Annotated in this window: 18 protein-coding genes; 5 read left to right on the top strand and 13 right to left on the bottom strand. The window is 43.5% G+C overall.

Going from position 1 to position 22,967, the window contains the following annotated elements:
* Positions 1-105: 105 nt before the first annotated feature.
* The 12 genes from SRRS_RS02905 to SRRS_RS02850 all read right to left on the bottom strand — a co-directional run bounded on the left by SRRS_RS02905 (position 106) and on the right by SRRS_RS02850 (position 13,288).
* Positions 106-1,290, bottom strand: a complete 1,185-nt coding sequence (locus SRRS_RS02905) for a CaiB/BaiF CoA transferase family protein (RefSeq protein WP_371366065.1) — start codon at positions 1,288-1,290, stop codon at positions 106-108.
* Between the two features lie 127 nt (positions 1,291-1,417).
* Positions 1,418-2,176: a LytR/AlgR family response regulator transcription factor gene (locus SRRS_RS02900; RefSeq protein WP_371366063.1), complete on the bottom strand. Its 759-nt coding sequence runs from the start codon at positions 2,174-2,176 to the stop codon at positions 1,418-1,420.
* Between the two features lie 13 nt (positions 2,177-2,189).
* Complete coding sequence (locus tag SRRS_RS02895; protein WP_371366061.1) at positions 2,190-3,872, bottom strand: LytS/YhcK type 5TM receptor domain-containing protein; 1,683 nt, start codon at positions 3,870-3,872, stop codon at positions 2,190-2,192.
* A gap of 190 nt (positions 3,873-4,062) precedes the next feature.
* Positions 4,063-4,590, bottom strand: a complete 528-nt coding sequence (locus SRRS_RS02890) for a 2-oxoacid:acceptor oxidoreductase family protein (protein ID WP_371366059.1) — start codon at positions 4,588-4,590, stop codon at positions 4,063-4,065.
* A 1-nt stretch (position 4,591) separates the two neighbouring features.
* Positions 4,592-5,413 (bottom strand): 2-oxoacid:ferredoxin oxidoreductase subunit beta, encoded by an 822-nt coding sequence (locus SRRS_RS02885; RefSeq protein ID WP_371369701.1) that lies wholly within the window; start codon positions 5,411-5,413, stop codon positions 4,592-4,594.
* A gap of 28 nt (positions 5,414-5,441) precedes the next feature.
* The gene (locus tag SRRS_RS02880) at positions 5,442-6,575 is read right to left on the bottom strand and encodes a 2-oxoacid:acceptor oxidoreductase subunit alpha (protein WP_371366057.1); all 1,134 of its coding nucleotides are present in this window, start codon (positions 6,573-6,575) and stop codon (positions 5,442-5,444) included.
* A gap of 16 nt (positions 6,576-6,591) precedes the next feature.
* The gene (locus SRRS_RS02875) at positions 6,592-6,774 is read right to left on the bottom strand and encodes a 4Fe-4S binding protein (RefSeq protein WP_371366055.1); all 183 of its coding nucleotides are present in this window, start codon (positions 6,772-6,774) and stop codon (positions 6,592-6,594) included.
* Between the two features lie 101 nt (positions 6,775-6,875).
* Positions 6,876-8,297, bottom strand: coding sequence for a DASS family sodium-coupled anion symporter (locus SRRS_RS02870; protein WP_371366053.1), 1,422 nt, complete (start codon positions 8,295-8,297; stop codon positions 6,876-6,878).
* A gap of 156 nt (positions 8,298-8,453) precedes the next feature.
* Positions 8,454-9,590 (bottom strand): metallo-dependent hydrolase, encoded by a 1,137-nt coding sequence (locus SRRS_RS02865; RefSeq protein ID WP_371366052.1) that lies wholly within the window; start codon positions 9,588-9,590, stop codon positions 8,454-8,456.
* A gap of 21 nt (positions 9,591-9,611) precedes the next feature.
* Positions 9,612-10,565 carry a hydroxymethylglutaryl-CoA lyase gene (locus tag SRRS_RS02860; RefSeq protein WP_371366050.1) on the bottom strand — a complete coding sequence of 318 codons (954 nt, stop codon included), beginning with the start codon at positions 10,563-10,565 and terminating at the stop codon, positions 9,612-9,614.
* Between the two features lie 55 nt (positions 10,566-10,620).
* Complete coding sequence (locus SRRS_RS02855) at positions 10,621-11,814, bottom strand: CaiB/BaiF CoA transferase family protein (protein WP_371366048.1); 1,194 nt, start codon at positions 11,812-11,814, stop codon at positions 10,621-10,623.
* 34 nt (positions 11,815-11,848) lie between these two features.
* Positions 11,849-13,288 (bottom strand): DASS family sodium-coupled anion symporter, encoded by a 1,440-nt coding sequence (locus SRRS_RS02850; protein ID WP_371366047.1) that lies wholly within the window; start codon positions 13,286-13,288, stop codon positions 11,849-11,851.
* Positions 13,289-13,608: 320 nt separating this feature from the next.
* Here SRRS_RS02850 and SRRS_RS02845 point away from each other — a divergent pair, with 320 nt between their 5' ends.
* Positions 13,609-15,477 carry a sigma 54-interacting transcriptional regulator gene (locus SRRS_RS02845; RefSeq protein ID WP_371366045.1) on the top strand — a complete coding sequence of 623 codons (1,869 nt, stop codon included), beginning with the start codon at positions 13,609-13,611 and terminating at the stop codon, positions 15,475-15,477.
* Positions 15,478-15,558: 81 nt separating this feature from the next.
* On the opposite strand, the gene SRRS_RS02840 is transcribed toward SRRS_RS02845, so the two are convergent.
* Positions 15,559-15,975, bottom strand: coding sequence for a cupin domain-containing protein (locus tag SRRS_RS02840; protein ID WP_371366044.1), 417 nt, complete (start codon positions 15,973-15,975; stop codon positions 15,559-15,561).
* A 512-nt stretch (positions 15,976-16,487) separates the two neighbouring features.
* Here SRRS_RS02840 and SRRS_RS02835 point away from each other — a divergent pair.
* From SRRS_RS02835 to SRRS_RS02820, 4 genes are all read left to right on the top strand, one after another.
* Positions 16,488-17,114 (top strand): TetR/AcrR family transcriptional regulator, encoded by a 627-nt coding sequence (locus tag SRRS_RS02835; protein ID WP_371366042.1) that lies wholly within the window; start codon positions 16,488-16,490, stop codon positions 17,112-17,114.
* An 88-nt stretch (positions 17,115-17,202) separates the two neighbouring features.
* The gene (locus SRRS_RS02830; RefSeq protein ID WP_371366041.1) at positions 17,203-18,483 is read left to right on the top strand and encodes a TolC family protein; all 1,281 of its coding nucleotides are present in this window, start codon (positions 17,203-17,205) and stop codon (positions 18,481-18,483) included.
* A 152-nt stretch (positions 18,484-18,635) separates the two neighbouring features.
* Positions 18,636-19,796 (top strand): efflux RND transporter periplasmic adaptor subunit, encoded by a 1,161-nt coding sequence (locus SRRS_RS02825; protein WP_371366039.1) that lies wholly within the window; start codon positions 18,636-18,638, stop codon positions 19,794-19,796.
* A 14-nt stretch (positions 19,797-19,810) separates the two neighbouring features.
* Complete coding sequence (locus SRRS_RS02820) at positions 19,811-22,954, top strand: efflux RND transporter permease subunit (protein ID WP_371366037.1); 3,144 nt, start codon at positions 19,811-19,813, stop codon at positions 22,952-22,954.
* The last annotated feature ends 13 nt before the right edge of the window (positions 22,955-22,967 follow it).

The raw sequence follows: 22,967 nt of genomic DNA, 5'->3' as shown, positions 1-22,967 counted from the left end.
GTGCACCTCACTAATGCGACTCCCTGCCTTTCGTGACGAAAATTCACCACGAAAAGTAGGGAATCCATAAATATGTTTTATGATTTATAGAGTCGATGAATCAACCTATAACACATTCTGAGCCTTAAGCTGAGCAACTTCTTCGCTGGAAATTCCTAATACTTCTGACAGAATCTCTTCCGTATGCTGCCCTAATAGCGGAGCCGGCCGTTCGATAGTTCCAGGGGTTTCGGACATTTTAATCGGAACTCCCGCCATTTTAACCTTACCTGCGGTTGGATGATCGGTTTCCACAATCATGTCACGCGCGATAATTTGCTCGTTGTTCATTACTCGATCTATTGTATTGATAGGTCCACAAGGAATACCCGCGTTGTCAAGAGCTGCAATCCATTCATCTACTGCTTTTTCAGGGAAGACTGTATCGAGAATAGCCTTCAACGCTTTTTGGTTTTCTGTGCGTTTCGGATTTGTTACAAAACGTTCATCCTGAATCAGGTCCGGTCTGTTAATCAAATTGCAAAAATCGCTCCACAGCCGGTCATTGCCAACAGCGATAATAATGTATCCATCTTTCGCTTTAAACGCTTCAAACGGAGTAATTGAAGGATGGCGATTGCCGATCGGCTGGGGCGCCACACCTGAGGTCACATACCGCGCAATGGCGTTTTCCAGAATAGCCACCTGGCAGTCTAACATGGCAACATCCACTTTTTGACCAATCTCAGTTACTTCCCTGGTATATAAAGCCGTCAGTGTACCAATGACAGCAAACAAACCTGCGGTAACATCGCCGACAGAGGCACCAACCCGGGTCGGCTCGCCACCTTCCTGGCCAGTGATACTCATGATGCCGCCCATCCCCTGAACAATTACATCATAGGCCGGTTTGGAGCTATAGGGTCCTGTATGACCGAAGCCTGAACAGGCTGTGTAAATAATCTTGGGATTGATTTCTTTAAGTACGTCATATCCCAAACCAAGCTTTTCCATAGTACCAGGGCGATAGTTTTCAAGCACGACGTCAGCCTTCTTGACCATTTCCTTGAATATCTCCTTGGCCTTGGCTTCCTTAAGATTCAGAGTCATAGAACGTTTACCCCGGTTCAGACTCATAAAATAAGCGCTCTCTTTGCCAACAAACGGACCAAAAGCACGGGAATCGTCCCCGCCTTTCGGGGCTTCAATCTTAATAACATTTGCGCCAAAATCCGCAAACATCATAGATGCATAAGGGCCGGCTAGTACCCTGGTTAAATCGAGCACTACAACATTCTCTAACGATTTCATTGCTATCCCTCCTAGCTATCATTGACACCTCGCTTCTATTGTAATGAATATTCGACAATTTAGATTAAATTTTGCATGACATAACAAAAACAGGGCATAACAGCCCTGTTTTTGTTCCTAAGATTCATTATGCAATTCCCATAATTCGATTGAACTCTTTTATATAATGACGAGCAACCGGTATATTGGTCTCCCGACAATTTTCCAACACTAATACATAGGTATTATTAAACCACGGAATCACTTCCCGTACTTTATTTAAATTGACGAGATAGCTTTTATGAGTTCGCAAAAACCCCTGATCAGTAAGCATGTTTTCTAAGTCCTTGAGGGCTAATTTGGTAAACATGGCTCCTTGTTCTGTCTGTAGTAAAGTTTGTCGGTTTTCATCCGCTTTAGCAAAAAATATCTCCGACGGACGCAAAATTATCATACGATCCTTAGACCAAACGCATAGATTCGGAGATAGCGTCCGGGCGGCTTTATTTGACTCCGGTATTGATGGCTGGATTGGCTGTTGTGCTTTGGTCCGGATTAGTCTAGATACGCTCTTAGCCACCCGCTCATAAGAATACGGTTTAAGTATATAGTCAACCGCATTCAGTTCAAATGCCTGAGCGGCAAAATGGTTAAAGCCTGTGGTAAATACAACATTGGGCGAGTATGTCAATTCCATAATTTCGCCGGCAGCTGCCAGGCCATCCTTGTTACGCATTTGGATATCCAAAAATACTACATCCGGACGTCGGGCATTAATCATTTCCATAACTTCGTCGCCATCTTCGCATTCCCCAATAATATCAATATCACCAATTTCTTCAAGTATTGACTTCAATTCCGCCCGGGCTGGAAATTCATCATCCACAATAATAGCCGTTAGTTTCATCACAGATCCTCCTTTATACCGGGAAGGCAAGAGATACACTGGTACCTTTTCCTAATTCACTCGTTATTTTCAGTCCATATTCCGAACCATACATGGTTTGTAACCGTTGATGCACATTTAGAAGTCCAATTCGCGTTCCGGCTTCTCTATGCACCGGATTCTCGTCTAATAACACCTTCAATTTATCTTCAGGAATACCCACGCCATTATCAGCAATAGTTATTATATAAAACCCTGCAACAGTGCGCCCGGAGATAATTATACTTCCCCCTGTTTTTTTAGGATACAGCCCGTGTTTAATCGCATTTTCGACGATCGGCTGTAATATAAGTGCTGGAAGCTTTTTATAATACGGTTCCGGAAACTCATAATTAACCTGTAGTTTTCCCTGAAACCGGGCTGATTCAATCTGCACATAAGCATCAACATGGTGAAGCTCGGTCTTGAGATCCACCCATTCACCAGCTTGTGACAAGTTATTGCGGTAAAAGTCAGCCAAGTTCAGCAGTAAGCCGCGAGCCGTTTCAGGCTGACTCCGGCAATAATACACAATCGTGTTTATGGCATTAAAGAGAAAGTGAGGATTAATCTGAGCCTGCAGCGCCTTTATTTCTGCTGCAGCCCGTAATGCCGAATACTTCTCAACTTTACTTACTTCCAATTGCGTAGAAATTAACTGAGACAAGCCTTTTATCAATTCAATCTCAAAAGGTGTTATACTGTCTGGCTTCAATTTGTAAAACCCGAGTGAACCAATAATAGCATCCTGATCTTTTAGCGCTACGACAATTTTAGACTGCAGCGGACAATCCGGATCTTTACAGCCGATCTCCTTTTTGCTTCTCGCTAGAACATAATTACCGGCAGTAAGTACTTTCATCGTACTTGACGTTTGGATAACCCCTTTGTGATGATCGGCCCCGGTTCCTACAAACGCCAATACATTATCCAAGGAGGTTATGACTACTGCATCTAGATTACCTACCGATTGAAAAATCGTAGCCGCTGTTTGATACGCATTTTTTTCGTTTAGCCCTTTTCTAAGATAATTTAACGTCTTTCCGGCGATTTGCAAAGCCAGTTGCGCTGCCTTCCCTTCGACCTTTTCCTTTTCTTCATAGATACTGTCTAGTATTGCTATAAACATGGCGATGCCCAGGGGGTTAATCAATAGCATGGACGGACTGATGTCCTGTACCATCACCCAAGCCTGGCTATAGGGCTCTGAAAATAAGAGCAAAACTATCATGTGTACAACTTCCAAGATAAAGCCAACTAGCAATGCATATGGCCAACGTATATTAAATGTATTAAAGTGTGAATAATAAAGTCCTGCCAAAATACCTTGCAGAATAGTCGAACCGGAGCTAGACAATACAGTAATTCCTCCCAGAAAGTACCGTTCCAGCCCAGCAATAAAACCGGCACCAAGACCAACCCAGGGCCCTCCTACCAAACCCGCGGTAATTACAGCAACCGATCGCGTATTTGCAATCGCATATGTTGTTTGTATACCAGTATGGGTTCCTAAAATACCAACTATCCCAAAGAAAATGGCGTATGCTATTTTCTCCCGAAACGATAGACTCCTTTTCAGTATCAGATTACGAAAACTTTGTGCTTTCGAAAGTAGAAAAATACAACCTAATACGACAGTCAATATCATGATTAAATGTTGAAATATATATTGAACCAAATTATTGTCCCCTCTTTTACATCGCTTGTATAAACCATACGCAACGTGTCCGCACCGATCATATTTACGATTATACCACGATCCGTAGCATACACCGTAAAAAAACGGGGTATATGCCTGTGGAAGGCATTACCCCGTTTTACTGCATCTTTTTTTATTAAACAACCACGACCGCTTTTTCTCACAAAGGTTACTTAACTAATTCCATACCCAGTTTAATAGCTTTTTCGTTAAGTTCTTCGGTTCCCTTAGGAACCCGGTTTAACACGGCCTTAGTAAGGGATTCAATAGATACTACTCCTGTAATCTTCGCAATTGCACCTAATGCTACAATATTTGCAAATAATGCTTTTCCCAATCCTTCTTGTGCAGTATGGGTAATAGCAAGTTCATAGATTTTCTTAAACTTCTTTTCCGGCAGGGTTCCTACAAATTGATTATCGATAATTAATATGCCTTCTTCCGGAAGATCAGTGGTGTATTTTTTACACGCCTCTTGACTCATGGCCAACACCACATTCGGCACAGTTATTTTCGGATAGTGGATCACTGATTTGGAGATCAGTACTTCCGATTTGCTGGAGCCGCCACGGGCTTCCGGTCCATATGATTGGGATTGTATGGCATTTTTTCCATCCAATAGCGCAGCTTCCGCCAGAATAATGCCTGCTAGTATTAGTCCTTGTCCGCCAGTGCCGGATAAACGCAATTGCTGCATGTTATTTCGCTCCTTTCTGAGCTTTAGCTACCACCTTATCATACTCGGCCGTATATTCCGGCGCTTGGGCTTTGTACAAAACACCAATGGGGAATTTGTCAGCCTTTTCTTCTTCGATTAATTTGTCATAAGCCGCCAGCATAACGCCATGATCTCTTTGCAGTTTCATCATGTTAGCCGCAGAACCTTTCTTGTTCTGACGTCCAAATGAAATCGGGCAGGCACTGATCGCTTCGATAACGCTGAATCCTTCATGGTTTATCCCCTGGGCGATAACGTCTGTCAGCAGTTGCGTATGGAAGGTTGTAGCACGGGCAATAAAAGTTGCCCCCGTTCCTTTCGCTAAGTCATAGATGTCAAACGGACGGTCTACTGTACCAAATGGTGCCGTAGTGGCTTTGGAGTTAGTTGGGGTTAGCGGCGAATACTGTCCGCCTGTCATACCGTAAATGTTATTGTTATAAACGATCACGGTCAGGTCGATATTGCGTCTGGCAGCATGGATGAAGTGATTACCACCAATGGCGGTAGCATCGCCATCACCACTTACTACGATTACTTTAAGGCGGGGTTCGGCAAGTTTAACACCGGTTGCTACCGGCAACGCCCTTCCGTGGGCCGAGTGCACGGTATTAAAGTCAAGATAACCGGATGCTCTGCTTGAACAGCCTATACCGGATACTACTACCACATCATCTTTTGCCAATGACAATTTATCAATGGCTTTTACAAGCGCACCGGTCACAATCCCGTTGCCGCAGCCTGGGCACCAAATATGGGGCAGTCGGCCGGCTCGAAAATATTTATCAATTATTTGTTCCATTTCCATCTAGAATCCTCCTCACTGTCCCTTATTTCAAATTTTCAATAGCCTCTAAAAGTTCATCGGGTGTAATTGCTTCATTGTTATATTTTGCATGCAATGTTACCGGAACTTTTCCGGCAACTGCACGTTCTACTTCCAGAACATATTGTCCGAAATTCATTTCGGCAACCAGTATATTTTTTACTTGACTTGCTATTTCTTTTACCTGTTTTTCCGGGAATGGCCACATGGTGATTGGGCGGAAGAGACCTACTTTTATGCCTTTTGCCCGGGCGGCATTGACAGCAGCATAGGCAGTCCGTGCGGTACCGCCGTATGCGATCACCGCAATCTCGGCATCGTCCATACAATAGTTTTCATAAAGAACAATATCATCAAGATTATTGTTTACTTTGGCATGCAATCGATCAAGGCATTCTTTGGTGGCAGAGGGTGAACCGTCAGGGAACCCATATTCATCATGCACTAATCCCGTTACATGCCAGCGATAGCCGGTACCAAAGGGAGCCATTGCCGGTACCAAATCCTCATCCGGTTTATAGGCTTTGTACTCTTCCGGACTTACCTTCGGCAATTTACGCTCTGGTTTTACAATCTCGTCGTAGGAATCGGGAAGCTCTATTTTTTCCCGCATATGGCCAATGACTTCGTCGAGCAATAAAATAACGGGAGTACGATATTTTTCCGATAGTTCATAAGCTTTAATGGTTAAATCAAAGCATTCCGGAACACTGCCGGGCGTAAGGGCAATCATCGGATGATCACCATGAGTACCCCAGCGGGCCTGCATAACATCGCCTTGTGCCGGTGACGTAGGTTGTCCGGTCGAAGGACCCACCCGTTGTACATTGACAATAACCATAGGGATTTCAGCGATACAGGCATAACCGAGAAGTTCTTGTTTCAGTGAAAACCCCGGACCGCTTGTCGCCGTCAACACTTTTTTTCCGGTGAGAGCCGCCCCTATGATAACACCGATACCGGCAATTTCATCTTCCATTTGAATAAACTTACCGCCGACAGCCGGCAGCATTTTGGCTAATGATTCGGCAACTTCTGTAGAAGGTGTAATCGGATAACCGCCAAAAAACTTTACACCAGCGGCAATAGCGCCTTCTGCCACTGCCTGATTGCCTTGCATAAGACTAACTTTTGACACTCTATTCAACTCCTTTTTACTTTTTTACAAAAATCGCAAAGTCCGGGCAGCGCATTTCACACTGGCGGCACAAAATACAGTCTTTTTCATTAACAACTTCTACCTTCTCAAGCTGGTTAACACTCAACACTTTCTTGGGGCAAAACTCCACACAAATACCGCAACCTTTGCAACGATTGATGTGTACTTTCAAACTCATTAATTATTTCACCTCATTCTTATTTGCTAGCATTTTATATAAAAATCAGTGCCCGCGGAAACAGACACTGATTTCCATCGATATTTACTACTAAGTCCGCCTTACCACAAGCCGATTAGTTTCCAATACGGTAATCCAATTAAAAAATAAATCAGCACATTATATACCGCATATATACCACCGATTTTCCACCAGGTGGATTGTTGTACAAAGCCGGTACCATACAAAACCGGTCCCAAAGCACCGCCGTAATGTGTTAATGCACAACCATAAGCCGTACAAGCCGCTACCATATACGTAATTACAGCCGGTGGCAGCTTTGCCGCTATGCCAATGGTAAAAGCGACCGGCACAAAAGCGGTAACGAACGCCCCCATTGATGCAAATAAATATCTTGTTATCACGCAGACGCCAACAATTATGGTCAGCACAGATACCATACCCATGGTATCTAAAGCTAAATAACCTTGTACAAACTTTGCTAACCATACGAAGAATTTTTCATTGGCAAGCGAAGCGGACAAGCCAACAATAAATCCGAACCACAATAGTGTATTCCAGGCACTTTTATTTTCCAGCACGTCTTCAATGGTAAATAATTTAAATAATAAGGCTAGCGCCAGAAAGGCCAATGCCACACAAGTAGCGTCTATCTTTAGAATATCACCTAAGGCCCAGCCACCAATTGCCAGCACAAACAGCATAATCAATATTTTTTCAGTTTTTTTCATAGGCCCTAACTTTTGTAACCCTTGCGCGGCAATTTCTTTCGCATTTGGAATGACTTTCAACTCTGGCGGATAAATCTTATACAGCAATAATGGAATCGTAAATAAAACAATAAGCCCTGGTATTGCCATCGCCATAGCCCAGCCGGCCCAGGTAATGTTCGCTCCAAGAATTTTTTTTGCAAAATCAAGCGTTACCAAGTTTGGTGAACACGCTGTTATAAATAATCCCGCGGTAGTAAAACTCACTAGCCCCTGCAGCATTGTAAAATAAGATCCTATCTTCCTTCCTGTCGGACCGGGTTCGCTGCCCAAAGTAGTAGTGATACTTCTAAACACCGGATATACAATACCGCCAGATCTTGCCGTATTCGACGGCGTAGCCGGACTTATGATTAAGTCCACAATAGCCATGACATATCCCAATCCCAAGGTGGTCTGACCAAATTTACCAATTAGATAGTAAGATATCCGAGTACCAATTCCAGTTTTTACAAAGGCCATACTAATCAAAAATGCGATAAAAACTAACCAAACTGTCGTTGTAGAGAAACCATTCAACACGTTTGCCGGTTTGGTAAACAAACTGCCTAACCCTGCGACAACAATCAACACTACCGACTCCCCGGCAGGACGAATAATGAGTCCTGCAATGGATGCGATATAGATACCTAAGATAACCATAGTGTCTTGTTTGAGTCCCGTTGGTGCAGGTATTTGACTTATAGCGAAAACAATGACTGCCAGTATAGCCCATTTTACAATGGCCCCATAGTTTGTTTTGTCAGCTTGCATATTGCATCCTCCAAGATTTTATTTTTAAACGGGAAGCCAATCTACCGATCAGCCGTTTAGGGGGATGAATGAAGGAAAAGTTTAATGCCTTTTCTGTAAAGCGGCTTCCCTTTATTAAGGTCTTGCCGCTTTACAAAATTTATGGCTCATATTCTATTACAAAAAATCAAGTTGGCGAAATAGGATCTGACCATTTACTACTGTCATCTGCGGTAACAGCATTTTGTCCCCTTGTCTGGTTTGTTTGAACGTGTCAATGAAAGTTACTTTTTGCTCTGCCAATTTAAATATAGCGATATCCGCATAGGCGCCATATGCAAGTGTACCGATTTTACCTTCCATCCCCATAAGACGCGCAGGAACATGAGTAGCCGCAGAAATTACGTCGCTAAGACTACATCCCAATGCCAGATATTTAGCAAGAGTATACGGTAGACTGTAAACAGGTGGTTTAAACAGGGTTTTTACTGTCAGGTCTGTACTGATAACATCCGGGAAAAAACCTTCGGCTAAAGCAGCCTCCGCCGTGGCAAAAGCAAAATGGTTAGAGCCGTTAGCGGCGTCGAAGATTATACCTCGTTCCCGTGCTTCTTTGACAGCTTCCTTGAGTTTGCCGTCTTTAAGCACGGTTTCTCCCGTACCATGGAATACATGACAGAATATATCTCCCGGACGCAGCATCGCTAATAAGTCTTCGACCGGCGTTGGCCCCTCCGTGGTATGCACACATACCGGACAGCCTATTTCATTAGCAATTTCAATCGTTTTTTGTACCGGTCCAAGCCCCAAACTGCCTACTATAGATTTACTGGTGCGAATCTTAAGGCCGATTAAAAAGTCTTTATATTTTTCGAACAAAGCAATTATTTTGTGCTTGTCCCAGGCTTCCGGTTTTAGGACCTCGTGAAATTGCGTAGTACCTAAACCGGTAGGACAAACATGGAGAAAACTCTTAAAGCGGATTTTCTGCATAAGCATATTTGCCAGAAACAGCTCGTAATTTGCACTTCCTGCACTTCCAGCGTCAACGCCTGCAGTTACACCTGAAGGCAAAAGAGCCGCATCAGCAGATATGCAGAGATCAGAGCCACCGCCAAAAATATGATTGTGAAAGTCAATCAGACCAGGAGTAACAATACACCCTGCAGCATCAATTTCCTGAGCGGCCTCAACCACTTCACCGGCTGGCGAGGGTATGATTTTTCCGTTCAAGACCAACACATCCTGGATTCTGTCTAAATTCTGATAAGGATCTACAACGCGTCCATTTTTTATGAGCATATCTACTTTCATAAAAAATTCCTCCTTACCTGCCTATTTATTATTTTGGCGGCTAACATGCTGTTTGGTTAAATCTTCGCAGCGCCCGGCTTTGAGAACAGCACTGCTGGCCTGATGCCCTGCCAATTGCTCAGCAAGGCGGGCAGTAGCCATGGCTTTTTCCAAATTAATACCGGTATCTATACCCATTTCATGCAGCATATGAATAACATCTTCGGTAGACACATTGCCTGAGGCACCAGGCGCAAAGGGACAACCGCCGAGACCGGCAAAAGCTCCGTCAAATGTGGTAATGCCAGATTGAATACCGGCTACAATATTCGCCAGCGCCATATCACGTGTGTTATGGAAATGCATAACCCACTTTACCTGCGGGAATGTTTTTCTCATATGGGTTCCCAGTTCAAACACCTGACGCGGGTTGGCCATCCCTGTTGTGTCCGACAGGGACAGTTCCGTAATCCCCAGTTTCAAAAATTCCCGCACAACATTTTTTACCTGCGCTACCGGCACTTTACCTTGAAAGGGGCAGCCAAAGGAGGTGGAAATTGCGCCTGACACTTCCATATTGTTTTTGGCAACAAAGTCGACACACTCATGAAAGCTTTCCATCATTTCCAAAGGCTTCTTATTAAAATTGTTGATGCAATGCGCTTCACTGGCAGAAACAGTAAGTTTCACCTTATTAATACCTGAAGCATGAGCGCGTTCGACACCTTTGAGATTCGGTACTAAAACCCGGTATTCAACTCCACCCACTTTTTCCATCGCCTGTACCAGTTTATCCGTATCGGCCATTGCAGGTACTGCTTTCGGATGAACAAAAGAACCAACTTCGATAATTTTTACGCCTGACCCGACAACAGCGTTGAGAAGCTGTAATTTTTCTTCTACACTAAATATTCTTTTTTCATTCTGCAAACCATCACGCAGACCAACTTCGCAAATAGTAACTTTATCCGGCCATACTAAGGCTCCGTTTACCATACCAATCCCGTCCTTTAGTTATAACTTTCTTTTGCTTGCGAACTGCCGGCAAGCTTTAAATAATCCCTTTTTCCTTCAAAGTATCAAGTTCCGCGTCATTAACGCCCAACAATTCCTGGTAGATTTCTTGATTATGTGCTCCCATCTTAGGTCCAATCCATTTAATTTCTCCCGGAGTTTCACTAAGCTTCGGAACAATACCAGGCATTTTGATCTTGCCAAAATCAGGATGGTCAATTTCAATAATATTTTCGCGGGCTGCATAGTGAGGATCTTCAAAAATATCTTCCATACTGTAAACAAGACTGACTGGTGCTCCCGCTTCATCCAAAGTTGATTTTATTTCTTTATAATCATGCTTGCTCATCCAATCGATGACAAGCTTTTCAACTAGATCGTTATTTTTAACGCGGGCACCATTGGTGTTAAAGCGGTCATCTTCCAGAAGATCACTTCTGCCAATCCCTTTAGCAAAATATTCAAAGGTCCGGTCGGTACTGCATACCAATACAACCCACTTGCCATCTTTGGTTTTAAAAGTACCGGACGGACTGGCCGATCCACTAATGCTTGGTCTTCTTTCGGTGATTTTACCGGCTACGGCATAATTGGCAATGGCGCCTTCCAGCATACGGAAAATACCTTCATACAGACTCAAGTCCACTTCCTGACCGTTTCCATTCTTAACATCCCGGTGATATACGCAAACCATAGCAGCAAAGGCACTATAAAGCCCTGCAAGGTAGTCGCAGAGGGAAATAGGCGGATTTACCGGTGCCCTGTCAGGATATCCGGTCATATAAGTCAAACCGGAAAATGCGGTAGCGGGTGTGCCAAAACCAGCCAAGTGGGCATTTGGGCCTGTCTGTCCATAACCGGTAATGCGGATAACTATGATCTTAGGATTCGCTTTTTTTAGCGTTTCATAGTCTAGCCCCCATTTATCAAAGGTCCCTGTCCTGAAGTTTTCAAAAATTATATCGCTCTTTTCCACAAGCTTAAGGAATAGATTTTTCCCTTCTTCTTTTCGAAGATCAAGCGTAATACTTTTCTTATTTCTGGCAAAAGTCGCCCAACGCAAGGATTTCCCCTGATGTAAGGGCCCCATATTACGTCCGGAATCTCCGATTCCAGGCATTTCCACCTTTATAACGTCTGCTCCAAAATCACCAAGCATAGCAGCTCCAAAAGGTCCTGCAATTACCGTAGAAGTATCAAGCACGCGAATTCCATTTAATGCACCAGACATATTACCACTCCTATTCCTTATCTAAAAAAAGTTTTTAAAATAATCCTAGCCAGTGCCAGTAAGTAGTTGCGCACAAAGCATACACAATGACCGCAACAAAACAAATTACAAAACCCACTTTCGGGAAATCCTCTACTTTCAGCAAACCGGTACTATACACGGCAATGTTAGGCGTTGTACCATAAAACATCAGTAACGGATATCCTCCAATAATCATTACAGCAGGTAATGTAAATATCATAGGATTAACCCCAGCCGTTTCAGCCATAGCCATCACAATAGGGATAAATGAAGTTGCCATAGCGGTTGTACCAACAAATAGCAAATGCATGTACTGAATAATAAACATAATCACAATTAGCATAAATAAAACGGATGTACCAGCCAAACCCAGCATGGCAAAAATGGTAGTGGCAAACCATTTGGCAGCCCCTGTTACCATTAAAATATTACCTAGACCAATGCCACCACCAGCTACAAATATCAGCTGCCATGACATATTTTTGTTTACATCCGACCAAGTCATAAAGCCAAATTTGGGAAGGAAAAAGAGAAGAATACCCGCTAAAGCAGCAATTGTCGGATCAATTTTGGTCCAGCCACCTGTTGCCCACAGGATAACGACTACAGCGAAAACTACCATAGCGCGTTTTTCCACTGAAGTCACTGGCCCCATTTCAGCCAGTTTTTGTTTTACGTATTCATCACCATTGGGAAGTTCCTTAATTTCCGGTGGAAATACCTTAAGAATGAACCACCAGGCGAAAAAAGTCATCAATAATGCCGGAGGAAAACCATACACAAACCAACTACCATAGCTAACTGTTTGTCCAACTTTTGCCAGATAATCGACAGCAATGGGATTTGGTACTGTAGCAGTAAGTATCCCAGCTCCCATAGTCGCATTTGTCATGGTTAGAATCAGTAATAAACTCGTCGAAAAGTTCGTTCTGCCTTTTTGTCCAAAAACATGGAAAATTCCCATACATACAGGAATAAGAATAGCTGTTCTGGCAAGTGATGAAGGAACTAAAAAAGCCATAACTATATTTACCAAAACAATTCCTAAGCTTATGGCCTTGGTACTTGTACCAATGTAATTCATAATGACGTAGGTCAAGCGATCGGCAAGTCCCGACTTAGTCATTGCATTGGCTAAAATAAATGCACCAACCATTAAATACACCGATGTGGACGCAAAACTCTCTAAAGCAACCGAAGTCTTTACGACTCCCCCCAATACCGCTAATGGAACTACCGCAAGGCTGGTTATCGGAAGGGGTACCGATTCTGTTAAATAGAGAACAAATATAAAGGTAAACAAAACAAGTGTTTTATGCCCTTGTACCGTCAGTCCCTGAGGAGTCCCCATAAACCACACGGCAACAGCAAGAATAATAGCTATTAATAAACCATAACTTTTTCTGAACTTTTCCAGTGAGAAATTTTCTTGGGTAACAGTCGCAGTCTCCATACAATCCTCCTATATGATTTTTTGGTGTTCCGCCTTAGCTCTTCAGCAATAAGCAAATTTTATTTGATTGAAAATGCCCCCTCCTCTTCGATTTATATTCCTCTCATTTTTTACATCTCTCTATAAAGCAATATCCATGCCAAACCCGAACAACAGCTAAAATAATGAAATAAAATGGGCCACAACGTAGACTTTCTCGATGTTAAGTAAGCAATATAAGAATTTGAAAATACTAAAAGCATTGAATAGTCCTATCTTTTTTGCTATACTTGTTGCAAAAATATTTGCAAATTGTTGCGTAATGTTGCGGAGCGATGCATATGAAAAAAATTCTATTTTTGATTCCTCACGAAGATTTTGTACCGTACACCAAAGAAATTCTTGCACCCGATTACCCACAGATCGAAGTAGTTCTGGTTAATCCAAGGACGGCAATCCCGCTTGTGAAACAGTATATTGCCCAAGGAATTGAGATTATCGCCGCCAGGCAAGTAACCGGAACCTTTATAAAACAAGCGAATTTAGGCGTAAATGTTGTAACCATTCCCATCACCAGTTTTGATATTATTCGCGCCATAAATGAAGCGAAGATGCAAGGAAAAAAAATTGCGGTCGTGGCACATGCAACCATGGTGCTGGGTATCGATTTTCTTGCCAAGGAATTAGGGGTTGAAATACATCACTATTCCACCAATGCAGGCCAAAACTATGAAGAACCTATCTTAGAGGCCGTAGCTAATGGAGCCGAAGTAATTTTAGGAGGGGTTTTAGCTATCACAGCCGCCAAACGGCACAACATTCCCTGCGCTTTATTAAAGATTGGCAAAGAAAGCATCTTACAAGCAGCACAAGAAGCAGTACAAATTCAAATCGCGTTGGAGAACGAAGCAGCAAAACGCGGCTTCTTAAATACCATTTTGGATCATACCAACCAGGGTATACTCACGATTGATATGGACCAAAACATTACCGCTTTTAACCCAATTGCAGAAAAACTCGTTAAAGTTAATAAAACCAATGCTCTTGGACAACCCATAAAAAAAATTCTGCCCCAGCTTACTTTGCAAACCGGTCAGAAAAAAAAAGCTGCCGCTCACAGCATTATTGATGTAAGCGGCAATAAAGTAATGGTTAACAGCGTACTTATTATAATTAGTAATAAATCGTATGGAGCCGTTATTACTTTGCAGGAAATTCAAAAAATCCAGCAAATGGAAGCTATGATACGTAAAGAAATTTACGCGCGTGGTCATGTGGCGAAATTTCATTTTGAAAATATCGTCGGGAAAAGTCCGGCGATACTGAATACAATTGAAGCTGCCAAAGATTTTGCAGCCACCAATTCCAACATATTAATTCTTGGTGAAACAGGAACAGGCAAGGAAATATTTGCGCAAAGTATCCATAATGACAGCAGCCGGGCCAAAGGACCCTTTGTCGCTATAAATTGTGCGTCTTTGCCGGCACAGCTTTTGGAAAGCGAATTATTCGGCTATGTAAAGGGCGCTTTTACCGGTGCCAGTGCAGAAGGTAAACCCGGACTGTTTGAAGTTGCCCATGGCGGAACAATTTTTTTGGATGAACTGGCCGAGATGGATTTTGTTAATCAAGGGCGCCTGTTACGCGTTCTGCAGGAAAAGACGGTGGTACGGTTAGGGAGTTATAAAGTAACTCCTGTTGATGTACGCATAATCGCCGCCACCAATAAGGACTTAGAAGAATTAGTAAATGAACATAAATTTCGGGCTGATTTGTATTATCGGCTTAACGTTTTAAGGCTGGAACTTCCTCCTCTCAGAGAAAGAATACAGGATATTTGTTTATTTGCCGAAACTTTTTTACAAGAATTTGCGGCAAATACGGGTAAGACTTTCAAATTAACAACAGATGCAAGGCAATCGCTTTTAAAATACTCTTGGCCGGGCAATATTCGCGAATGCCGCAATCTTATGGAAAGAATTGCGGCAACGGCGAAAACAGATGTGATAAACCAAGCCCTGTTGGCAGGTATGATTAAACCCGAACAGCAAAGGATGCCTTCACGTTCTCCTAAAGAAGAACGATTAATCAAAGAACTAATGAAAGCACTGAAGGATGCTAACGGAAACCATACCACTGCCGCAGAAATATTAGGAATCAACCGTACAACTCTTTACCGGCGAATGCAAAAGTTCAACATAGAATATTAACAGCGCCGGTTAATTTCCTGGCAAATGGGTGCTTTGACTGAGTTTTAGGCCTGTACTATTTCAGACAAAAATAGCGATGATTTATTTTAATTTGTTATACACATCATCGGCAACAGGTTCCAACCATTCTGCCGGACCTGCCTGGCTATTTGTTTCAACGGAAAGATGTACGAACCAACTGTCTTTCGCCGCTCCGTGCCAATGTTTTACGTTTGCCGGAATCTTTACAACGTCACCTGACTTGAGCTCGCGCGCCGGTTTTCCTTCTTCCTGATACCAGCCTCTGCCACCTGTGACTAAGAGAATCTGTCCCCCCGGATGCTTATGCCAGTTATTGCGGCAGCCCGGCTCAAACGTTACGTTGCCTATTGGGCAGTTGAATTCCTTGTCGCCAGACACTAGCATGTCAAGATATGCCTGCCCGATAAAGTATTTATTGAACGGTTCCGGCATTTTGTTTCCTTGGGGAAAAACTACACTATTGCTTACATCGTTCATTTGAATTTCTCCTTTTTATTTTTTTATAGGCTTTGTCATTTTCACTCGAATCAGCTTATTTACGCCAATCTTTTTCAGCCAAAACGCTACTTGTAAATCCTTTGCTGTAAAATCGCTGTGCATCTTTGCCAGTGTCTCAAGTCCAGACATTGGATTTGTCTTCGGTCACAGGTTATCACTTTGAGTTAACTCAAAGTCAAGAGCTTTTTTACTTTACGAAAATTTTAGGATGAAACAATTTGAAATAACGTCACTGTTAAAAATGAATCTATCAGTAAAATGCCGGAACCATCATATGGTTGTGGCTTTTGAACTTTTTTTGGAATAATATCCAAATTTTAGAGAATGGCAAATATAAAGGGTGGGTGAAATGACAAACCATTACTTATCTTTTCTCTTGACAATGTAATACCATTTTTTATAAAATTATATTGACCTAGGTCAGTTACAATGCTGTTACTATACTTTTTCCGCATCGCTTTGACAGGAGGAACGGAATTACTGGCTAAGAGGTGATTAGCATTACGAGAATCAGAAAAGATCCTGAAGTACGGCGGACAGAGTTAATTGATGTGGCCTTGGAGCTATTTAGTTCAGACGGCTACGAAAAAACAATGATTATTGACATTGTAAAAAAGGCCGGCGTAGCCAAAGGAACCTTCTTCTACTACTTTCCCACTAAGGATGCCGTTTTGGAAGCAATTTGCACCCGCTGGGCCTCTGAACTGGCCACTTCCTTCAAATTGGAAAGTCGTCTTTTCTCCGCATTAAACAAACTGCAGTTTTTTATTGCACAGTTGTTCCTTCCCAGTCAACTTGATACTCTTTTTGACAGACTATTGGCGGAGAATCAATTTAACTTACTTTGTAAACTCTGGCAACAGCAGGCGGAAAATGTCTTTAACCCGTTGCTTGCTGACATGATTCAGCAAGGAAATCAGGAAGGAACCATGCATGTGGATTTCATAAACGAAACCATTGCTTTTTTCTGGAGTACGCTAGATTGCTTGTGGGAAGCTGCTTACTACAAAGAGTCTTCCGAAGTTTTAGTAAACAAAATAAACGTTGCCGAATCGATATTGGAACGAATCCTGGGGATCGAGGAAGGAATACTCGAATTATCCATTGCTCAACTGTAGAGTTGCGTAGGAACTGCGCATCTTTTTTTGTTCAATAACTGACCAAAGTCAGTATGGTAATCATTTTATTACATAGAAAGGATGAATCATGAACTTGAACAAAACTTTGATTTTATGTGGCATGGCCCTCATTTGCGGCATGCCAATCCTAACGTATGCCCAGCCGGCTCAGTTGACGATAGCAGACAGTGTCCGCCTGGCACTCGCGCATAGTCCGGCGGTAAAAGCCACCGAGGCAGAAACAGCTAGAAGATCTTGGCTAATCAAAGATAACCAATCTACCAATCTGCCTACCCTCAGCGCCAATCACCGCCAAACCCAAAATCACCCAGGTACCGCTGCTTCACCGTCCAATTCCCGCTCTACATCATTAGAAGCAAGGACGACCTTATACAGCGGCGGTCTCAATGAAGGCCTTGTCGCCCAAGCCAAAGAGCTTTATACCGGCGCACAGTATAATCTTGCGTATACCAAACAGCAAGTCATCACCAATACATATCTGACCTATTACAATATCCTGCAGGCCGAAAAAAATGTGGCCCTGGCTGATGAGGCGGTTCAGCGCTTGACCCAACATTTATCTGTCGTTAAAGCACAATACGCCGAAGGAGTTTCCATCAAAAGCGATGTGCTTCGGACCGAAGTCGAGCTAGCCCAGGCAAAACAAAACCACAGTAGCGCCCAAAATGCCTATAAGCTGGCCAACAGCCGGTTTATTACCCTGTTAGGACTTCCCGATAATCAGGATATTGCCTTAGCTGACAGTGGAGAAATATCAGCTTATGACGGCTCCATAGCCCAGGCCGTCCAAACCGCATTAGCCAACCGAACTGACCTCAAACAAACCTACCAGGAAGAAAAAGCCGCCCAGCAGGGCATTCAAATAGCCAAAAGCGGTCACTCACCCACGGTAAGCCTGTCACTTATAAAAGAATGGCAAAACCAGGAATCCTCCGTTGATCCGTGGTCTGCCCAGATATCCGTGTCATTCAACTTATTTGACGGCAGTAAAACCAACGCCAGAATCAAGCAAGCCGAATGGGAACTCACAAGAAACAACGAGCTCATTCAGCAAAAAATTGAACAAGTTACATTAGAAACCAAAGAAGCTTATTTCAATCTGCATAATGCCCGTACGGCTGTAGATATTGCGTCTCAGGTTGTCGCCAAAGCGGAAGAAGATTATGCGATTGCCCAGGTCCGTTACCAGGCGGGCGTCGGTGACAACCTGGATGTCATCGACTCGCAGGTTGCGCTTACCGAGGCTAAGCTCAACTACACCAACGCCCGCTATGACTGCAGCAAATACAGCGTACAATTAGCGCAGGCGATGGGAACTGTCACGGCGGACGGTACCCAGGGTAAGTAATGAACTATGTATTTCACTATGGCTGAAATACTGATATCTGGTGCGATTTTCTAGAACGTCACCTAGCCGGATATCAACTCACAAGAAGTGGTGCAACAATCCGAAATGCAAAAATAAGAACACATTCCGTTACAATTAGGAGGTTGTAAATCGTGCTTTCAGTAAAAGGTATGAAACGCTGCTATGCAAGTTTATGGGCTATCCTGTTCATTTTTATCCTTGCAGGGTGCGGCAACACAAAAGAAACGGCACAGACAAAAGCAGTACCGGTCAAGGCGGTAAAGGTCATACAGCAGAATGTAACTCTTGCCAATGAATATGCGGGCCAGGTACAGGCGAAAAGCGAAGTAAGAATTCAGGCACGCGTGTCCGGCAATATTGTTGAAAAAATGGTTTCCGGCGGTGATATCGTCAAAGCGGGCCAGCCGCTATTTCGAATTGACAACACCCAATACGAAAGCGCATTGCTTTCTGCCGAGGCGCAATTGGCGCAAGCCGAAGTAAACTTGGAAAATTCACGTATCGATACTCAGCGATATCAAAACCTGCTAAACGCTAACGCCATCACGGAACAGAGGGTGACTACCCAGAAAGCTACCGAGCGGCAAAATGAGGCTTTAGTATCTTCTTACCGTGCATTAGTAAGAAGAGCGCAGGATGATGTGAACAGCACTCTGGTTGTTTCTCCCATCAGCGGACGAATTGATGTAAATGACGTCAGTGTAGGAACCTATGCCCAGGCCGGTAGTACCACCTTAGTCACCGTTGGCGGTCTGGATCCGGTATTTGTGCAATTTAATATGAGTGAAAACGAATACTTGAATCTTAGACAAATTTCGCAAAACAACATTACCAACAGCGGCTGGGGTGAAAATGTAACCATTACCTTAAGCAATGGTACCGTCTACCCGTTAAGCGGCAAAGTCACGCAAGCAGACAGAGGCTTGGCCAATAATAGCGGCACCCTGACGTTAAAAGCTGCTTTTTCTAACCCGGATGGAATTTTAATCCCTGGTATGTTCGCTAGGATTAAAATTCCCGGCATACCCATAAAAAATGCCATTTTAGTTCCAGCGCGAGCTGTACAGCAGGTATTGGATAAATCACTTGTCACAGTTGTCAGCGCCGACAATAAAGCAGAGCCCCGCCCAGTAATCCTCGGCGAAAAAATAGGCAGTTATTACCTTATAAAGGAAGGGCTGACTGTAAATGATACTGTTGTTGTAGAAGGACTGGCAAAAGTTCAGGAGGATATGGCGCTTGAGGTGACCATCGTTACTCCGGAAGAGTTAGGGCTTTCTATTAACTCGTAGGAGGTATAATCAACATGGCAAGATTTTTTATCGAGCGTCCCATTTTTGCAATTGTAATTTCCATCATGATTTTAGTAGCAGGAACTATTGCCGGACTTTCTCTGCCTATCGCCCAGTATCCGCAAATCCAGCCTCCTACAGTATCGGTATCGGCAGCGTATACTGGAGCAAACGCCGAAGTAATCAACCAGACGGTAGCCCAGGTTTTAGAAGAGCAGGTTAACGGGGTACAAGGAATGAACTACATGAGTTCAAATTCCGACGATTCCGGTGCTTACAGTTTGGAAGTGGTTTTTGATCTGGGAGTCGATGGTGATATTGCTGCCGTTAAGGTGCAAAACAGTATTGCGCAAGCCAATGCGTCATTACCTTCCGAGGTAACCGCAGCTGGTGTTACGACAAGGAAAGCATCTTCTGATATGGTTGCTTTACTAAGTTTCTACTCCCCTAAAGGAACCTATGACAGCATGTTTTTAACAAACTATTTTAATGTTTATCTAAAAGATGCCATTAAAAGGGTTAATGGTGTCGGTGATGTCATGGTCCTGGGAACAGAACCCTCTCGGCGTATCTGGATTAATCCGGACCGCATGGCAGAACAAGGCTTAACCGTTAGTGACGTGGTTCAAGCTGTCAGAGAACAGAATATACAGGCACCAGCAGGCATAATCGGCGCCATGCCTGTACCCAAAAACCAGGAATTTCAATATACGGCAAAAGTACAGGGGCGTTTAACAAGTGTAGCCGATTTTGAGAATATTGTTGTAAAAGCCCAACCAAACGGCGCTTTTATTTACCTGAAAGATATTGCTCGTGTCGAGACTGCCGGGAAAGAATTAAATTACTCCACAAAGCAGGATGGGGCTAACGCGATGGCCGTGGGTATTCAATTAACCAGTGATGCCAACGCTATGAATACTATGAAAGGCGTAAATGAGGCAGTAGCGGCAGCAGCAGCAAATTTTCCGCCGGATATGAAATATAAAGCTGTTTTTGATAACACGAATTTTATTTCAGAATCCATGAAAGAGGTAATTAAAACCTTTTTGGAAGCGATGGCTCTCGTTATGCTTATTGTTTTTATTTTTTTACAAAGCTGGCGGGCAACACTGATTCCGATGCTGGCCGTTCCCGTATCACTAATTGGTACGTTTGGCGCCTTCGTGCTGCTTGGATTTTCGATTAACACCCTGACCTTGTTTGCGATGGTACTGGCAATCGGCTTGGTGGTCGATGATGCCATTGTCGTTATCGAAGCAGTTGAGCACCATATTCGCTACAGCAAATTAACACCCGTCGAAGCCACCAAGCGAGCCATGTCTGAGGTATCAGGTCCGGTTATTGCCATCGCGTTTGTATTAGCCGCCGTGTTTGTCCCGGTCGCTTTTATCGGCGATATGGTAGGTGTGCTCTATCGTCAGTTCGCCTTAACCATCGCAGTATCGATGGCTTTATCTGCATTTGTTGCCTTGTCCCTAACCCCGGCACTGTGCGCCTTGTTATTAAAGCCCTATGAAAAACAAACAAAGAACAGTAGGTTGGGCAGATTCTTTGATCGTTTTAATGACTGGTTTGACCGCACTACCAGTACTTATAGCCAAACGATACAATCATTAATCTCCAAAGCAAAATATTGTTGCATTTTCTTGTTGATTATTTTAGTGGGGACGGTATACTTATTCAAAGTTGTTCCAACAACCTTCGTACCAGATGAAGACCAAGGCTTTTTTGTGACAGCTGTCACTCTGCCGGAAGGTGCAAGCATGAACCGGACACAAGCAGTAGTTGACCGGCTGGATAAAGAAATTAAAGAACTTCCTGGGGTCAATCAGGCTATTTCCGTCGTTGGTTTTGACATTTTGTCCAACGGAGCTAAACCTAACACGGCTGCCATTTTTGTCGGACTTGAGCCATGGAGCAAGCGAAAAGATCCCGCGGCGCAAATTGATTCTCTTATCGGTCAGGTTCAGAATAAAGCCGATCTCTTCCCGGAAGCTTCCATCATGGCCTTCAACATGCCTTCATTACCCGGCCTGGGTATGGTCGGCGGTTTTACAATGGTATTGCAGGATATGTCCGGTCACAGCAAGGAAGAGCTGGATGAAATTACGAAAAAATTTGTGTCCGCTGCCAATCAGCACCCGGAAGTAACTGCCGTATACTCTACCTATAAAAGTGATTCTCCCGGTTATGATTTTGAAGTTGACCGGGAGAAAGTAAAAACGCTTGGTATTTCATTAAATGATGTATTCACAGCTTTGCAAGTCAATTTCGGTGGTTTCCAGGTGAATGATTTCAATATGTTTAACCGTACCTATAAAGTGGTTATGCAGGCTGATACCCTATTCCGCCACGAAGCCGACATGACGCGTTTTATCTATGTCCGATCCGCAAATGGTTCTATGATTCCGCTGAATACCTTATTAAAACCCAAGCTAACTACCGGTCCGTCCAGTATCTCGCGGTTCAACGCTGCGCGCAGCATTCAAATCAACGGCTCTGTAGGCGAAGGATACAGTTCTGGGCAAGCCATTGCTGCTATGGAAAAGTTAGCTAAAGAAACACTGCCGACCGGGTTTAACATAGAATGGTCAGGACAAAGCCGGCAGGAAAAAAAGGCAAGCAGTACAACCATGCAGATTTTGGCCCTATCACTGGTATTTGTCTTTTTATGCCTGGCAGCCCTATATGAGAGTTGGAGCATTCCCTATGCCGTCATGCTTTCGGTGCCAACCGGCATTTTCGGGGCATTTTTGTCGCAGTATGCTATGAATCTGCAAAACAGTGTTTATATGCAGATTGGAGTAATCATGCTGATCGGTTTAGCTGCTAAAAATGCAATTCTAATCGTTGAGTTTGCCAAAGTCAGAGTAGACAAAGGCATGGACCCGGCTAAAGCTGCAGTCGAAGCCGCAGCCCTAAGGCTTCGGCCAATACTGATGACTTCTTTTGCCTTTATTATCGGTTGCCTGCCACTAGCGATTGCCAGCGGTGCCGGTGCCGGTGCAAGACAAGCAATGGGAACCGCGGTGGTCGGCGGCATGACGATTGCTACAGCTTTTGGCATCTTCCTCATCCCAGTATTATTTGTTGTTGTAGAATGGCTGGTAATTAAATTAAATTGGAAGAAAAAGAAGAAAGAAGCTTATTCAATATAAATATTACTATAAT

The sequence above is a fragment of the Sporomusa rhizae genome (assembly GCF_041428845.1).
In the GTDB taxonomy this organism is placed as follows: Bacteria; Bacillota; Negativicutes; order Sporomusales; family Sporomusaceae; genus Sporomusa; species Sporomusa rhizae.
Note: the sequence above shows the minus strand (reverse complement) of the source record. Positions and strands in the feature narration are given on the sequence as shown.

Coding starts and splice junctions, on each gene's coding strand:
- SRRS_RS02905 (WP_371366065.1), bottom strand. CDS start 1,290: ATGAAATCGTTAGAGAATGTTGTAGTGCTCGATTTAACCAGGGTACTA.
- SRRS_RS02900 (WP_371366063.1), bottom strand. CDS start 2,176: ATGAAACTAACGGCTATTATTGTGGATGATGAATTTCCAGCCCGGGCG.
- SRRS_RS02890 (WP_371366059.1), bottom strand. CDS start 4,590: ATGCAGCAATTGCGTTTATCCGGCACTGGCGGACAAGGACTAATACTA.
- SRRS_RS02885 (WP_371369701.1), bottom strand. CDS start 5,413: ATGGAACAAATAATTGATAAATATTTTCGAGCCGGCCGACTGCCCCAT.
- SRRS_RS02875 (WP_371366055.1), bottom strand. CDS start 6,774: ATGAGTTTGAAAGTACACATCAATCGTTGCAAAGGTTGCGGTATTTGT.
- SRRS_RS02870 (WP_371366053.1), bottom strand. CDS start 8,297: ATGCAAGCTGACAAAACAAACTATGGGGCCATTGTAAAATGGGCTATA.
- SRRS_RS02865 (WP_371366052.1), bottom strand. CDS start 9,590: ATGAAAGTAGATATGCTCATAAAAAATGGACGCGTTGTAGATCCTTAT.
- SRRS_RS02860 (WP_371366050.1), bottom strand. CDS start 10,565: ATGGTAAACGGAGCCTTAGTATGGCCGGATAAAGTTACTATTTGCGAA.
- SRRS_RS02855 (WP_371366048.1), bottom strand. CDS start 11,814: ATGTCTGGTGCATTAAATGGAATTCGCGTGCTTGATACTTCTACGGTA.
- SRRS_RS02850 (WP_371366047.1), bottom strand. CDS start 13,288: ATGGAGACTGCGACTGTTACCCAAGAAAATTTCTCACTGGAAAAGTTC.
- SRRS_RS02845 (WP_371366045.1), top strand. CDS start 13,609: ATGAAAAAAATTCTATTTTTGATTCCTCACGAAGATTTTGTACCGTAC.
- SRRS_RS02840 (WP_371366044.1), bottom strand. CDS start 15,975: ATGAACGATGTAAGCAATAGTGTAGTTTTTCCCCAAGGAAACAAAATG.
- SRRS_RS02830 (WP_371366041.1), top strand. CDS start 17,203: ATGAACTTGAACAAAACTTTGATTTTATGTGGCATGGCCCTCATTTGC.
- SRRS_RS02820 (WP_371366037.1), top strand. CDS start 19,811: ATGGCAAGATTTTTTATCGAGCGTCCCATTTTTGCAATTGTAATTTCC.